The 13,421-nt window shown below is 70.9% G+C and carries 9 protein-coding genes and 1 riboswitch; of the genes, 2 read left to right on the forward strand and 7 right to left on the reverse strand.

The features are described 5' to 3' along the window. Positions 1-156 precede the first annotated feature (156 nt). Positions 157-1,506: a geranylgeranyl reductase family protein gene (locus ACRC20_RS05575; RefSeq protein WP_438685357.1), complete on the forward strand. Its 1,350-nt coding sequence runs from the start codon at positions 157-159 to the stop codon at positions 1,504-1,506. A gap of 13 nt (positions 1,507-1,519) precedes the next feature. On the opposite strand, the gene ACRC20_RS05580 is transcribed toward ACRC20_RS05575, so the two are convergent. The 4 genes from ACRC20_RS05580 to ACRC20_RS05595 all read right to left on the reverse strand — a co-directional run bounded on the left by ACRC20_RS05580 (position 1,520) and on the right by ACRC20_RS05595 (position 8,847). Beyond that, complete coding sequence (locus ACRC20_RS05580) at positions 1,520-2,677, reverse strand: class I SAM-dependent RNA methyltransferase (protein WP_438685418.1); 1,158 nt, start codon at positions 2,675-2,677, stop codon at positions 1,520-1,522. Further along, positions 2,674-3,486: a lytic transglycosylase domain-containing protein gene (locus ACRC20_RS05585; protein ID WP_438685358.1), complete on the reverse strand. Its 813-nt coding sequence runs from the start codon at positions 3,484-3,486 to the stop codon at positions 2,674-2,676. The genes ACRC20_RS05580 and ACRC20_RS05585 overlap by 4 nt, the downstream gene beginning before the upstream one ends. Continuing rightward, positions 3,483-7,214: a transcription-repair coupling factor gene (gene mfd, locus ACRC20_RS05590; protein ID WP_438685359.1), complete on the reverse strand. Its 3,732-nt coding sequence runs from the start codon at positions 7,212-7,214 to the stop codon at positions 3,483-3,485. The genes ACRC20_RS05585 and mfd overlap by 4 nt, the downstream gene beginning before the upstream one ends. A 289-nt stretch (positions 7,215-7,503) precedes the next feature. After that, entirely contained in the window at positions 7,504-8,847 is a 1,344-nt protein-coding gene (locus ACRC20_RS05595) for an MATE family efflux transporter (protein WP_438685360.1), read from the reverse strand. Between the two features lie 75 nt (positions 8,848-8,922). Then, a riboswitch (TPP riboswitch) is annotated at positions 8,923-9,031 on the forward strand. On the opposite strand from ACRC20_RS05595, the gene thiC reads away from it, so the two are divergent. Further along, positions 9,024-10,682, forward strand: coding sequence for a phosphomethylpyrimidine synthase ThiC (gene thiC / locus ACRC20_RS05600; protein WP_438685361.1), 1,659 nt, complete (start codon positions 9,024-9,026; stop codon positions 10,680-10,682). Its footprint overlaps the riboswitch before it by 8 nt. 40 nt (positions 10,683-10,722) lie before the next feature. Here the strand turns inward: thiC and ACRC20_RS05605 are convergent, their stop codons facing one another. From ACRC20_RS05605 to ACRC20_RS05615, 3 genes are read right to left on the reverse strand one after another with little or no spacing between them, the layout of a single operon-like run. Further along, positions 10,723-11,403, reverse strand: coding sequence for a DUF4166 domain-containing protein (locus ACRC20_RS05605; protein ID WP_438685362.1), 681 nt, complete (start codon positions 11,401-11,403; stop codon positions 10,723-10,725). Continuing rightward, positions 11,400-12,335 (reverse strand): DoxX-like family protein, encoded by a 936-nt coding sequence (locus ACRC20_RS05610; protein WP_438685363.1) that lies wholly within the window; start codon positions 12,333-12,335, stop codon positions 11,400-11,402. Before ACRC20_RS05610 ends, ACRC20_RS05605 begins: the two co-directional genes overlap by 4 nt. A gap of 36 nt (positions 12,336-12,371) precedes the next feature. Continuing rightward, complete coding sequence (locus ACRC20_RS05615) at positions 12,372-13,316, reverse strand: AEC family transporter (RefSeq protein ID WP_438685364.1); 945 nt, start codon at positions 13,314-13,316, stop codon at positions 12,372-12,374. Between the last annotated feature and the right edge of the window lie 105 nt (positions 13,317-13,421).

The raw sequence follows: 13,421 nt of genomic DNA on the forward strand, positions 1-13,421 counted from the left end.
AATAACCGACCGCGCCCGACTTGGCAACAAGCGGGAAGATATGTCTCATGAAGAGCTGCGTATCGTCGGGGCAAATCGTCTTCGATGCGACACAATTGATAGTCTGTTTCATGCCATTGCGCACGATGCGTTCGACGGCGGACCGGAGAGGACAGCATGGACGGCACGCGGAGCAAGAACGGCGACGAGACACGGGCCATCGGGCCCGAAGTCGACGTCTTGGTCGTCGGAGCGGGCCCCGCGGGCTCCGCGGCGGCGGCCTGGGCCGCACGGGCGGGCAGAAACGTGCTGCTCGTCGACATGGCAGAGTTCCCGAGGGACAAGACCTGCGGAGACGGCCTGACGCCGCGCGCCATCGAAGAGCTGGACCGGCTCGGGCTCTCGAACTGGGTGCTCCAGCACCCGACGACGAAAGGCGTGCACGTCTTCTTCGGCTGGGAGAAAGGCCAGCGAGTCGCGTGGCCGAAGGGCTCGTTCCCCCGCTACGGGAGCGTGGTCACGCGGACCGAGCTGGACCACCGCCTGACACAGGTGGCCGAGGAATCCGGAGCCAGCCTCCTCTTGGGCCATCGGGCGCATGCGGCGCGGCGCGAGGAGGGCCGGATCGTCGAGGTGGAGCTGCGCTCGACGTCCGACGAGCGTCCCGTGCTGGTGAAGCCCCGGACCGTGCTCGTCGCGGACGGGGTCCGGTCCCGGTTCGGGGCGCTCTTGGGCCGCCAATGGCACCGCGACACCGTGTACGGCACGGCGGTCCGGGCGTTCATGCGGGTGGACGAGCAATGGGAGTGGCTGGTCACGCACCTCGGCCTGAGCACGCCGGAGGGCGACCATCTGCCAGGGTACGGCTGGCTGTTCCCCCTGGGAGACTCGCGCGGCAACGGGGAGGTCGACGACTCCCCCGGTTTCCTGCTCAACGTCGGGGTCATCCTCTACGCCGCCGCGAAACATCCCGCCAACACGAGCTTGAAGCCGCTCCTCGACCACTATCTCGCCGAGGCGCGCGGACGTTTCGGCCTGCGGGGCGAGCCGATGCAGGTGAAGTCGGCGCTGCTGCCGCTGGGCGGGGCCGTCTCCCCCGTCGCGGGGCCCAACTGGATGCTGCTCGGCGACGCGGCAGGCTGCGTGAACCCCTTCACCGGCGAGGGGATCGACTACGCGCTGGAGACGGGCCGGTTCGCGGTGGAGCACCTGGACGAGGCCGACCACTCCGCGTCCTGGCCGCACCGGCTGAACTACGAGTACGGCTCGATGTTCTCCGCCTCTCGCCGCATCGCCCGAGGTTTCTTCAAGCCGAAGGCGTTCGAAGCCGTCGGCGGCGCGGTCATCCGCTCGCCCCATGCGATGGACGCGACCGTCCGGCTCATGGCGAACCTCGTCTCGCCCTCCGACAAAGGGCCGCTCACCGGACTGGCCAGGATCGGCGGGACGTTGTCGCAGCGGCGGGACGCCCACCGCCCGTTCTTCCCGCTCGCCGAGGCCGACCCGCCGGTGCCGCAGCCGCTGTGACGCGCCTGCGCGCCTAGCGCTCCAAGAGCGCGAAGCACTCCATGTGGTGGGTCAGCGGGAACGCGTCGAACACCCGGATCTCGCGCACCGTGTACCCGTGCTCGACGTAGAGCCCCACGTCCCTGCTGAACGCCGCCGTCTCGCAGCCGATGTGGATGATCCGATCGGTCCCGGCGAGGGCGGCGACCACCGCGCGGCCCGCTCCCGCTCGCGGCGGGTCCACAACCGCGACCTGCGCGCTCGGCAGATCCGGCAGAAGCTTCGCGGTCGAGCCGGACAGCACTTCGACCTGCCGCAGATCCGCGAGCGACTCGACCGCAGCGCGGCTCGACGCGCCCGCCGAGTCCACCGTGAACACCCGCCCGGCTTGCCCGACCGAGTCCGCGAGCGCCGACGCGAACAAGCCCGCGCCGCCGTAGAGGTCCCAAGCGACAGCGCCGGGCAGCTCGCCCGCCCACTCGGCCACCAGTGCCGAGTAACGCCGCGCCGCCTCCCGGTGCGGCTGCCAGAACGCCCGCACCGGCAACCGCCATGTCCGCTCCCCCACGCGTTGCGTCGCGATGCCAGAGCCTTCGAGGCTCCGCCTGCCGTGTTTGCGGTCTGCGAGCTGGATGTGGCGGTCGCCTTCGTCGTCCACCACCACGAGGAGCTCCGCTCCTGCCGGGAAACGCCGCTGCGCGAGCCCGTCCAGCGCGCCGGGGACGGGCTGCGGGCAATCGAGCCCCGCCGCCAGCTCCTTGCTGTGGTAGCGGTGGAACCCGGCCCGGCCCGACTGGTCCACGGCCAGGCGCGTCCTGGTGCGCCAGCCGGTCGGGGCGCCCAACGCCTCGGCGTCGCCTGCCCACTCGACTCCGCCGAGGCGGGCGAGCTGCTCGGAGGCCACGCGGCCTTTGAGCGCGCGGGCGGCCTCGGGGTCGAGGAAAGCGAGGTCGCAGCATCCCGAATCGCCCTTCTCGGCGACCGGGCAGAGCGAAGGCCGCCGGTGGGGCGACGCTTCGAGGACTTCGACAAGGTCCGCGTGCCAGTACGAGCCCTTGTCTTTGACCACGCGGGCCCGCACGGCCTCGCCGGGCAGCGCGCCGCGCACGAAGACCGCCCGGTTCTCGTATCTGCCGACGGCGCTGCCGCCGTTGGCCAGGCTTTGGGTGGAGAGTTCGACGAGCACGGTCAGAAGCCGATGCCGCCGGCGTAGGCCGCAGCCCGTTTGCGCACGTCGAGGAGGTAGACGGGCGAGTCGTTGTAGGCCCGGAGCGCGTCCCGCCAACCTTTCGGGGTGGTCATGTCCCCGCCTCGGGAGCACAGGTAGTGCGCCGCCGTGGCGGCCGCGTCGTCGATGTTGTCCGGGTCGTAGACCCCGTCCCCGTTGCCGTCGACCTTGTTGCGGTCCCAGGTCTCCGGGATGAACTGGAACGGGCCTTTCGCCCGGACGTACACCGGGTCCCCGTCCGGGGCGGACGGCTCGTACGTGTCCACCATCTTCACGGTCCCGTCGGTGCCGTCGAGGGCGTGGCCGCGAATCCGAGGCCGGACGTCGCCGTTCTGGGCGATCGTGGCGTTGCCGTGCTCGCCGTTGGAGCTCTCCTTCGACCCGATCCCGGCCACCGTCGTCCACGCGATGCCGCACCCTGGGTCGTTCTGCCGCGCGAGCGCGGCCGCGTTCGCGTACGCCATGAGCGCCCGTTTCGGGATGCGGGTGCGCCGGGAGATCGGCTCTGCCCAATCGGCGAACAGCTGCGCGGTCGGCCCCTTGGGGTGCGGCGCGAACAACGCGGGCACCGCCTCGCCCGCAGGCGGCGGCGTGACCTCGATCAACGGACGCTCTTGGGTGGACAGCACATACGCGAGCGCGATCACCACGACCATCCCGAAGCAGAACACGGCGGGCCAGAACCACCCTCGGCGCGGACGGGGCCGGGCGGCGGCTGGCGCGGGCGGAATGTGCATCGGCGCGCGCAGCTCTGACTCTCTCAACTCGGTCATCGGACTCCTCCGCCTGACGCGGCTGGCTGCGGGACCGCCGAGGGCGCGGCGTGGATCGCGCCGACCACACGACGAACGAAGTCGATCACCGCCGAGCCGTCCGCCTCTTCGGCGGCCTTGCCCACGCCCGGCGAGGGCAGCGGGACCGTCAGCACGCCGGATGTGGCGCGCCACTGCGAGCCGGGGAACAACCGGGCGAGGCGGACCTGCTGGGAGTCGAGGAGCGCCACCGGCGAGAGCCGCAGCCGCCTGCCGGACACCGCCGCCTCGGTGAGCGAGTGGCGGCGGCAGAGGAGTTTGAGCTCCGCGATCTCGCGCAGACGGGCGACCTCGGGCGGGATCGGGCCGTAGCGGTCTTCGAGCTCGACGATCTTCGCCTGCAGCTGCGCGTGGTCCTCCGCGGCGGCGAGGCCCCGGTACGCCTCGAGCCGCAGCCGCTCGCTCGCGACGTACGTGACCGGGATATGCGCGTCCACGGGCAGGTCGATGCGCACGTCGACGGGGACCGAGGGGATCTCCTTCCCGTCGAGCACGGCCCGGTACGCGGCCACCGCCTCGCCAACGAGGCGGACATAGAGGTCGAAGCCGACCCCGGCGATGTGCCCGGACTGCTCCAGGCCGAGCACGTTGCCAGCGCCCCGGATCTCCAAGTCCCGCATCGCCACCGCCATGCCCGAGCCGAGCGAGGAGTGCTGCGCGATGGTGGTGAGGCGCTCGTGCGCGGTCTCGGACAACGAGCGCTCGGGGTCGTAGAGGAAGTAGGCGAACGCCCGCTCGCCGCCCCGGCCGACGCGGCCCCGCAGCTGGTGCAGCTGGGCGAGGCCGAGCGTGTCCGCGCGCTCCACGATGAGCGTGTTCGCGTTGGCGATGTCCAAGCCCGACTCCACGATCGTGGTGCAGACGAGGATGTCGTGCTCGCCGCGCCAGAACGCCTCGGCGGTCGCCTCCAGCGCGTCCTCCCCCATCTGGCCGTGCGCCACTGCCACCCGAGCCTCGGGGACGAGCTCTTTCAGCCGCGCGGCGGTCTTCTCGATGGAGCTGACCCTGTTGTGGATGTAGAACACCTGGCCGTCGCGCACCAGCTCGCGCCGCAGCGCCGCGGCCACCTGCTTCTCGTCGTGGCCCCCCACGTAGGTGAGCACCGGGAAGCGCTCCTCGGGCGGGGTGAGGATTGTGGACATGTCGCGGATGCCGGTGAGGCTCATCTCCAACGTCCGGGGGATCGGGGTCGCCGAGAGCGTCAACACGTCCACGTTCACCCGCAGCGCCTTGATGTGCTCCTTGTGCTCGACGCCGAAGCGCTGCTCCTCGTCGACGATCACGAGGCCGAGGTCCTTGAACCGGATCTTCGACTGCAGCACCCGGTGCGTCCCGACGAGGACGTCCACCTCCCCCTCCGCGACCCCGGCGACGGTCTCCTTCGCCTCGGCGGGGTCGGTGAACCGGGACAGGCCTTTGACCTTGACCGGGAACGGGGCCATCCGCTCGGAGAAAGTCCGCAGATGCTGGTCCGAGAGGAGCGTCGTCGGGGAGAGCACCACGACCTGCTTGCCGTCCTGCACCGCTTTGAACGCGGCGCGGACCGCGATCTCGGTCTTCCCGAAGCCGACGTCGCCGCAGACCACCCGGTCCATCGGGACTTCGCGCTCCATGTCCGCCTTCACCTCGCCGATCGTGGTCAGCTGGTCCGGCGTGGGGGCGTGCGCGAACGCCCCTTCCAGCTCCGACTGCCACGGGGTGTCCGGGCCGAAGGCGTGGCCCTTGGCGGTCTGCCGCGCCGCGTAGAGCTTGACCAGCTCGCCCGCGACCTCGCGCACCGCTTTGCGGGCTTGGCGCTTGGTGTTCGCCCAGTCCGAGCCGCCCATCTTCGACAACGCGGGGGACTCCCCGCCGACATACCGGGAGAGCTGGTCGAGGGCGTCCATCGGGACGTAGAGCCGGTCCGGCGGGTGGCCGCGCTTGCTGGAGGAGTACTCCACCACGACGTACTCGCGCCGCGCGCCCGCCACTGTGCGCTCCACCAGCTCGACGAACCGGCCGACTCCGTGCTGGTCGTGCACCACGTAGTCGCCCGCTTTGAGCGCGAGCGGGTCGACCTGGTCGCGCCTGCGCGTGCCGAGGCGCTTGGGCGGGCCGATGTTCGTCGTCTTCGCGCCGGTCAGCTCGGCTTCGGTCAGGACAAGCACGGAGCCCAGGCGGCGATCTGCGGCGTTATCGTCGCCTCGCGTACCCTCCTCCCTCCCCAGTACGCGTCGGCTCCTGCTGCCTTGCAGCTCATCCGCCTGGTTCTCCGTGAGGTTCGGCTCGAACCGCACGCCTTGAGCCAACGCGCCGCGCAGAACAGTCACGACCCCTGGCTGCGGCGTCTCGCCCGAGGCTCCCGCCCGCACCGGCAGGTCTGCCGCGCGCAGTTGCTCCACGACGCGCTGCACCGTGCCTTGGCCTTGGGCGACCACTGCCGCCGTGCCGCCCGAGCCGAGCTGGTCCCGCAACGCCGCGACCACGGACTCCAGCGCGGGCTCGCCCGGACGGGCGACCTCGGGCACGGTGAGGCCAAGCTCGATCTGCCGCGCGTTGGGCAACGACGAGACCTCCCACAGCTCGCAGCCCGCCGCCCGCGCGTCCTCTTGCAGGGAAACCACATCCCGGTAGGCGCAGGCCACGCGGTCGATCGGAGCCGAGTCCTCGGACGCGACCTGCCAGGCCGCCGCGCGGAACTCCTCGTCGGTGCGGACGAGGTCGCCCGCGCGCGCGACCACTCGCTCGATGTCGCCGAGCAGCAGCTGCGTCCCCGGTCCGAGCAGCTCGACGAGGCTGACCAGCGAGTTGACCGACAACACGTCGCGCAACGCCTCCGCGCCGGGGACCACGACCCCTTCGGCCAGCTTGGCGAGGGCTTCGAGCATGGGCGCGGGCAGCCCGCCGCCCGCAGCCAACGCCGCCGCGCGATCACGAACCGGCTGGGTCAGCAACAGCTCCCGCACCGGCGGCGCGATGAGCTCCGCCCAGTCCTGCCCGGAACCGCTCCCCGCCGCGCCGTTCTCCGTCGTGGTGCCCAACGAGCGCTGGTCGATCACGGAGAACGACCGCAGCTCGGTGATCTCGTCGCCCCAGAACTGGACTCGGACAGGATGGTCGTCAAGCGGTGAGAACACGTCGAGGATCCCGCCCCGGACCGCGAAGTCGCCGCGCTCGGCGACCAGGTCCACCCGCGTGTAGCCCAGCGCGGTCAGCCGCTCCGCGAGCAGGGAGAGGTCGTGCTCGTCGCCGACTCGCAGCCGAGCGGGCTCGACGTCGAGCACAGCGGCTTCGACGGGCTGGATGAACGACCGCACGCTCATGACCGCCACGTCGGGCGCCTGGCCCGAGTCTTTCCCTAGCGCTGTTTCTTTCCCTAAAAAGCGGCGCAAGCCCCAGAGCCGCTCCCCGACCACCCGAAGGCTCGGCGACAGGCGCTCATGCGGCAGCGTCTCCCATGCCGGGACGAGGACGACGCGGCGGGCCCCGATGAGGTCGGCGAGCTCCTGCGAGAGCGTCCCGGCCTCACGCTCCCCCGGCACCACCACCAACGTCCGACCGCGCGCCGCGATCGCCGCGACGACGAACGCGGACGCGCCGGACGGCGCGAGGACCTCGCCGCCGTGGAGTTTCTCGGCCCCGGTGATCTCGCCGAGGGGCCGCGCGACGAGAGCCTCGAGCCCTGCGAGGGGCAGAGAGGACTCAGACACGTGAAAGACACTCCTTCGATACACAGTTGCCGGACCAGTTCCTGGACAGCCGCGAACCGCAGCGGCCGCGCTCTGACGAGCCTGGAGCTGCTCTCCGAAAGTCCTCATCAGGCGCATACGTAGCGGTGGTGGCCAGTTCGCCGGACTTTCTCCGAAGCAGCTCTCGCGGTCTGCGCCTGACGCGACTGGGACCGCAAAAGCCTACCAGAAGACGCCCGTGCTCCGGCGGAGGTGCGACGAGGCAGGCTTTCGAAGCCGCGCGAGGCCTGCCGCCGCGAAGCCGCCCCCGCTATGTGACCGGATCGCCAACTCTCGGCGCGCCGAACGACCCCGTCACCGCCCAGCTTCCCGAACGCACCCGCCACAGCCCGGCGAGCATCCGCAGGGCCACGAACACGGCCAGCCCGGTCCACACTCCGGCCAAGCCCCAGCCGAAGAACAGCGAGGCCCAGACCAGCGGCAAGAACCCGCAGAGCGCGCCCGCCATGGTGACCCGCCGGAGGAAGCGGACGTCCCCGCTGCCCATCAGCACGCCGTCTTGGGCGAAGACCACCCCGCCCAGGACGGTCAGCCCGACGAACAACCACCACGGAACGGCCAAGGAGGCGAGGACAGCACGGTCCGTCGTGAACAGCCTTGGCACAAAACTGTGTCCACAAATCAGCAACACCGCGCCGCCTGCCCCAAGCCCGGCCGACCAACGGGTCAGCCGCCACGCCAACGCCTTCGCCTCGTCCGCGCGCCCCGCCCCGAGCGCCGAGCCGACCAACGACTGCGCCGCAATCGCCACCGCGTCGAGGACCAGCGCGGCGAAGGTCCACAACGACAACAGGATCTGGTGCCCGGCCAGGGAGGCCGCGCCGAACCGCGCGGCCACCGCCCCAGCCGAGACGAAGCACGCTTGAAAAGCGATGCTGCGCAGCAGGAACTCTCGGGCCAAGGCGAGCTGCGCCCGGATCACCGGCCACTGCGGCCGCCAGCTCGGGCGCTCCCGGACCAGCGCGGCCACGAAGAGCGCCGCCGACACCGCCTGGCCGACGAGGTTCGCCACCGCCGAGCCGACGAGACCCATCCGGGGCGCCCCGAAAAGCCCGAGCGTGAGCGTCGCGGTGAGCGCCGCCGAGAGGGAGAAGCCGACGACGACGAACCACAACGGCCGCCTGATGTCCTGCAGGCCGCGCATCCAGCCGTTCCCGGCCATTTGGACCAAGATCAGCGGAGCCCCCCAGAGCGCGACCCGCAACCACGCGGCGGCCTCGTCGGCGATCTGCGGACTGCCCGCGAGCGCGGCCGCCAGCGGGTCCGCCACGAGCAGCCCGACCACCGCGAACAACACGCCGAGCACAGCCGCGATCCACGTCGCCTGCACCCCTTCGGCCACAACGCCCTCGCGGTCGCCCGCCCCGTGCTTGCGCGCCGCCCGGCCCGTCGTGCCGTAGGACAGGAAGACGAACTGCGAGCCCGCCTGGTTCAACACCAGCGCGCCGACCGCGAGACCGGCCAAGGCTTCGGCCCCAAGCCTGCCGACGACGGCGGTGTCCCACAGCACGTACAGCGGCTCCGCCGCGAGCACCCCGACGGCGGGCAGCACCAAGGACCAGATCCGACGAGCAGTCACGGGGGCTTCAACCATGGGAGGAAGTATCTCCCGAACCACCGACAAGGTTTTCGCGTTGTAGTCTGGAGCCTGCGGCCGACAGCCCGGCCGCGCACATCGCTCGGGGGCCCGTGGACGCGGGCTGAGAGGGCAGGACGACCTGCCGACCGACTGAACCTGTCCGGTTAACACCGACGTAGGGAGCACTTCATATGACTATCGCAGCAGGAACGCAGGCCGGAGGCCGGAGCGACCAGTTCGACCCAGCGATCCAGGCACTGACCCTCGGGCCCATCACCGGCAGCTCCAAGCAATACGCCCTGCACGACGAGCTGCGCGTGCCGTTCCGCCGGGTGCACCTCACCAACGGCGAGCACGTCGACCTCTACGACACCTCCGGCCCGTACACCGAGGACGACCCGCAGATCGACCTTGACCGGGGCCTCCCCAAGCTCCGCGACGGCTGGGCCCAGCCCGAGGGCCCCTTCCGCACCCAGCTGGAGCACGCCCGTGCCGGGGTCCTCACGCCGGAGATGCGCTTCATCGCCGCGCGCGAGGGCGTCGCGCCCTCGCTGGTGCTGCAAGAGGTCGCCGCCGGACGGGCCGTCATCCCCGCCAACCGCAAGCACCCCGAGGTCGAGCCGATGATCATCGGCAAAGCCTTCCGGGTGAAGATCAACGCGAACATCGGCAACTCGGCCGTCACCTCCTCCATTGGCGAGGAAGTCGAGAAGATGGTGTGGGCGACCCGCTGGGGCGCGGACAACATCATGGACCTCTCCACCGGCTCCGACATCCACGAGACGCGGGAGTGGATCCTGCGCAACTCCCCCGTTCCGGTCGGCACTGTCCCGATCTACCAGGCGTTGGAGAAGGTGAACGGCGACCCGGTCAAGCTCACCTGGGAGCTCTACCGCGACACGATCATCGAGCAGTGCAAGCAGGGTGTGGACTACATGACCGTGCACGCCGGGGTGCTCTTGCGCCACGTGCCGCTCACCGCCAAGCGCGTCACCGGCATCGTCTCCCGTGGCGGCTCGATCATGGCCGCCTGGTGCCTCGCGGGCCATCGGGAGTCCTTCCTCTACACGCATTTCGAGGAGCTGTGCGAGATCCTGCGCGCCTACGACGTGACGTTCTCACTCGGCGACGGCCTTCGCCCAGGGTCCATCGCGGACGCGAACGACGCCGCGCAGTTCGCCGAGCTCGAGACCCTCGGCGAGCTCACGAAGATCGCGAAGTCGCACGGCGTGCAGGTGATGATCGAAGGGCCGGGGCACGTCCCGATGCACAAGATCGTGGAGAACGTGCGCCTTGAGGAGGAGCTCTGCGAGGAGGCGCCCTTCTACACGCTCGGGCCGCTGGCCACCGACATCGCGCCCGCATACGACCACATAACCTCCGCCATCGGCGCGGCGATCATCGCGCAGGCGGGCACGGCGATGCTCTGCTACGTCACGCCGAAAGAGCATCTGGGCCTGCCGAACCGCGACGACGTGAAGGCTGGCGTGATCGCCTACCGGATCGCCGCGCACGCCGCCGACCTCGCCAAGGGCCACCCCGGCGCGCAGGAGCGCGACGACGCCCTGTCGAAGGCGCGGTTCGAGTTCCGCTGGCACGACCAGTTCGCGCTGTCCCTCGACCCGGACACCGCGATGGCCTACCACGACGAGACGCTGCCCGCCGAGCCCGCGAAAAAGGCCCACTTCTGCTCGATGTGCGGGCCGAAGTTCTGCTCGATGCGGATCTCCGCCGACATCCGCGAGCAGGCCGCCGCCCAAGAGGCCCTCATCGCCGAGGGCTTCGAGCAGAAGTCCCGCGAGTTCGCCGAGACCGGCAACCAGGTCTACCTGCCGATCAGCCAGGCGTGAAGCCCGCCTGATCGACAGGCCCGGGGACGCGCGCGCCGCGCTACTCCCGCCGCTCCTCGCGCAGGGGACGCACGTCGAGCGGGATCTCCTCGGGCGAGCACGGGTACTCGGCGACGGTGAACGAGCCCCGGTAGCCGAAGAGCGGGCCGAAGCGCCGGTTGCGCACGGCGACCTCGATGCGGAAGCATCCGGCCTCCTCGTCCCAGCGCTCGCTGACCTCGGCGAATCCGGAAAGGGCCATGGGGAACCGGAAGCCGAGGAAGCCCTCGTAGAAGCGCTGGTCCCCGGAGCGCAGCCGGAGCTCCCCCCGATCCCCGACGCTCAGGTGGATGTCCACCGCGAGGTGCTGGTGCGTGCCGAGGTAGTCCACCACCACGCCGCGCGCCGGGCTGTACACCATCGTCGCGTCGAACGAGCGGTACATGCCTGCCAGCTTGAACCGCCGCGCCCACGTCACAGTCTCGCGCCCGAAGCTGTCGCGGTAGGCGTAGTTCTGGATGGTGAACGGGACGCCCCTGCCTCGGTCGGGGAACATGATCCGGCGGCGCGAGCCGATGCGCAGGAACGGCGCGACCCAGGGCCGCCCCCGCCACACCTCTTCCATCACGCCCCGGCCGATCTGGCAGGTGTGCTGGTCGGACGTGAGGCCGAAGCGCCACTGGGTCATCGGGTGCAGCCTCGCGAAATCCGGCCCGAGCGCCTGCTCGTAAATCGAGGTCATGGCAGCGCTCCCACCTGCGGCTGCTTGTCCGGCGCGGTCCGCAATGGCGTCCGTCCCGACGGCAGGCCCGTCCCGGTGAGCGCCGCGATCGCCGCCAGCGCGGCCATCGCCCAGTTCAGCGACACAGGGTTGAATGCCCGGACCAACGCAGAAGGGCTCGCTTTCGCCACCGCCGCGAGCGCGAGAGGCATCGCGGCGGCGGTGGCGAGGAAGGCAGGCTTGCGCCGGGCGCGCGCGGCGACGACGCCGAGCGCGACCTCCGCCGCGCCGACGGCGCGCACCGCGAGCCGCGCCCGCCGTCGCGACAAGCCCAGTCCTTCCCACAGCACGGCCTCGTCGTCGGCGCAACAGACCAGTTTCGGCACGAGCCCCTGGTACGCCCACACCCCGGCCACGCCTGCCACGGCGAGCGCATGCGCCAGGGCCTGGTCTCGGGAGCGCTCGGGCGGGATCCCCTCCTCGAGCCAGAGCCGCAGCCGGTCGAAGCTCCACGCCGTCGCCCAGCCGAACAACGGCCGGAACACGAGCCGGTCCACGAGTCTGCCGAACGCGCCCCACCGAGTCCGGTAGTCGTAGCGGGTGAGGAATCTGATCCCGCCCTCGACCGGAAGATACCGCCAGTACCCGGCTCCCGAGGCGATCAGCGAGCGGCGGTCCTCGCTCCAGAACTTCAGACCGGACCAGCGCGAGCCGTCCGGGCGCTCCCGGTCGCCCAACGCCTCCCCCGTGCCCGCGACCACGAACCCGGGCGCGACTTTGGTGGCGTAGGAGAACCGTTGCGGCTCGTCGTCCGACGCCTTCGCCTGGTACTCGATCTCCCCGAAACGCAGGTCCCAGCGGGCGTGCCGCGCGGGGTCCTGCGTCGCCGCCCACAGCTCGTCCATCGAGCACCGGACGAACGACTCAACGTAAATAGGCCCCACACGACGCATGCCGACATCCTAATCCCGCCCCGCGCGGCCCCGGAATCAGCCGCCGAGCAGCCACACGACCGCGAACACCACCGGGATCGACAGCAGCGTGGTGATCAGCGAGGCGTCGCGGGCCAGGCTTTTGCACCGCTGGTAGCGCACCGCGAGGACGTAGACCATGTTCGCGGTCGGCAGGGCCGCGAGCACCGTCGCCGCGAGCACCGCGGGCGCGTCGAGGCCGAAGGCGAACCGCGCGAGCAGGTACGCGACGAGCGGGTAGACGGCGCTCTTGAGCACGACGACGAGCCAGAGCTCCAGCTTGGAAGCCTCTTCGCGGTCGAACGACGAGCCCGCGACGAAGGACATGCCGAAGACCAGCAGCGCCGACGGCACCGTCATCGCCCCGATCATGGCGAGCGAGGAGTCGAGGAAGGCTGGGCGCGCCCAGCCCGTCGCGCTCGCCGCCACTCCGAGCACGCCGCCGACGAGCATCGGGTTCGCGAAGCCCCGCAACGCGTCGGCCAGCCTGCGCCCGCCCTGCGGGGAGCCGTCCTCGGGAGGCTGGCCGAGGCCGAGCAGCATGATCGCGAACGGCTGGTAGACGACCATCTGGAACAGCACGAGCGGGGTCACGTACTGCTGGCCGCCCAGGATGAACGTGGCGATCGGGATGCCGAGGTTCGTGGAGTTGGAGTACGACGCGGCGAGCATGCCGAGCACGCTCGACTGCAGGTCTCTGCCCCACAGCCATCTGGCCGCCGCGAAAGACGTGGCTCCGACCACGAGCACGGCGGCTCCCGCCACAAGGATCTCGGACGAGAAGACCTTGGCCGTCGGGGTCTTGGCGAGCATCTCGAACAGCAACGCGGGCGTGGCGACGTAGTAGACGACACGGGCGAGCACGTCGACGCCGTGCTCGCCGAGGAGCCGGAACCGCGCCGCGAGGTAGCCGACCCCGACCAGCACGAAGATCACCGCGAAGCCGTTGAGCACCCCTGCCATCTACAGTCCACAGCTTTCGAGCACGTCGCCCGACAGTACTCCCCCCGCAGGCGGGCGGGCCCTTCGAATCTCGCGAGGCGGCGCCCCCCGGAAAAGAGACCACCG

This window comes from Segniliparus sp., assembly GCF_051660745.1.
Classification (GTDB): Bacteria; Actinomycetota; Actinomycetes; order Mycobacteriales; family Mycobacteriaceae; genus Segniliparus.

Excerpts from the sequence above, each read along its gene's own strand:
- ACRC20_RS05615 (WP_438685364.1), bottom strand. The coding sequence starts at position 13,316 with ATGGCAGGGGTGCTCAACGGCTTCGCGGTGATCTTCGTGCTGGTCGGG.
- ACRC20_RS05585 (WP_438685358.1), bottom strand. The coding sequence starts at position 3,486 with ATGACCGAGTTGAGAGAGTCAGAGCTGCGCGCGCCGATGCACATTCCG.
- thiC (WP_438685361.1), top strand. The coding sequence starts at position 9,024 with ATGACTATCGCAGCAGGAACGCAGGCCGGAGGCCGGAGCGACCAGTTC.
- ACRC20_RS05610 (WP_438685363.1), bottom strand. The coding sequence starts at position 12,335 with ATGCGTCGTGTGGGGCCTATTTACGTTGAGTCGTTCGTCCGGTGCTCG.
- ACRC20_RS05575 (WP_438685357.1), top strand. The coding sequence starts at position 157 with ATGGACGGCACGCGGAGCAAGAACGGCGACGAGACACGGGCCATCGGG.
- ACRC20_RS05595 (WP_438685360.1), bottom strand. The coding sequence starts at position 8,847 with ATGGTTGAAGCCCCCGTGACTGCTCGTCGGATCTGGTCCTTGGTGCTG.
- ACRC20_RS05605 (WP_438685362.1), bottom strand. The coding sequence starts at position 11,403 with ATGACCTCGATTTACGAGCAGGCGCTCGGGCCGGATTTCGCGAGGCTG.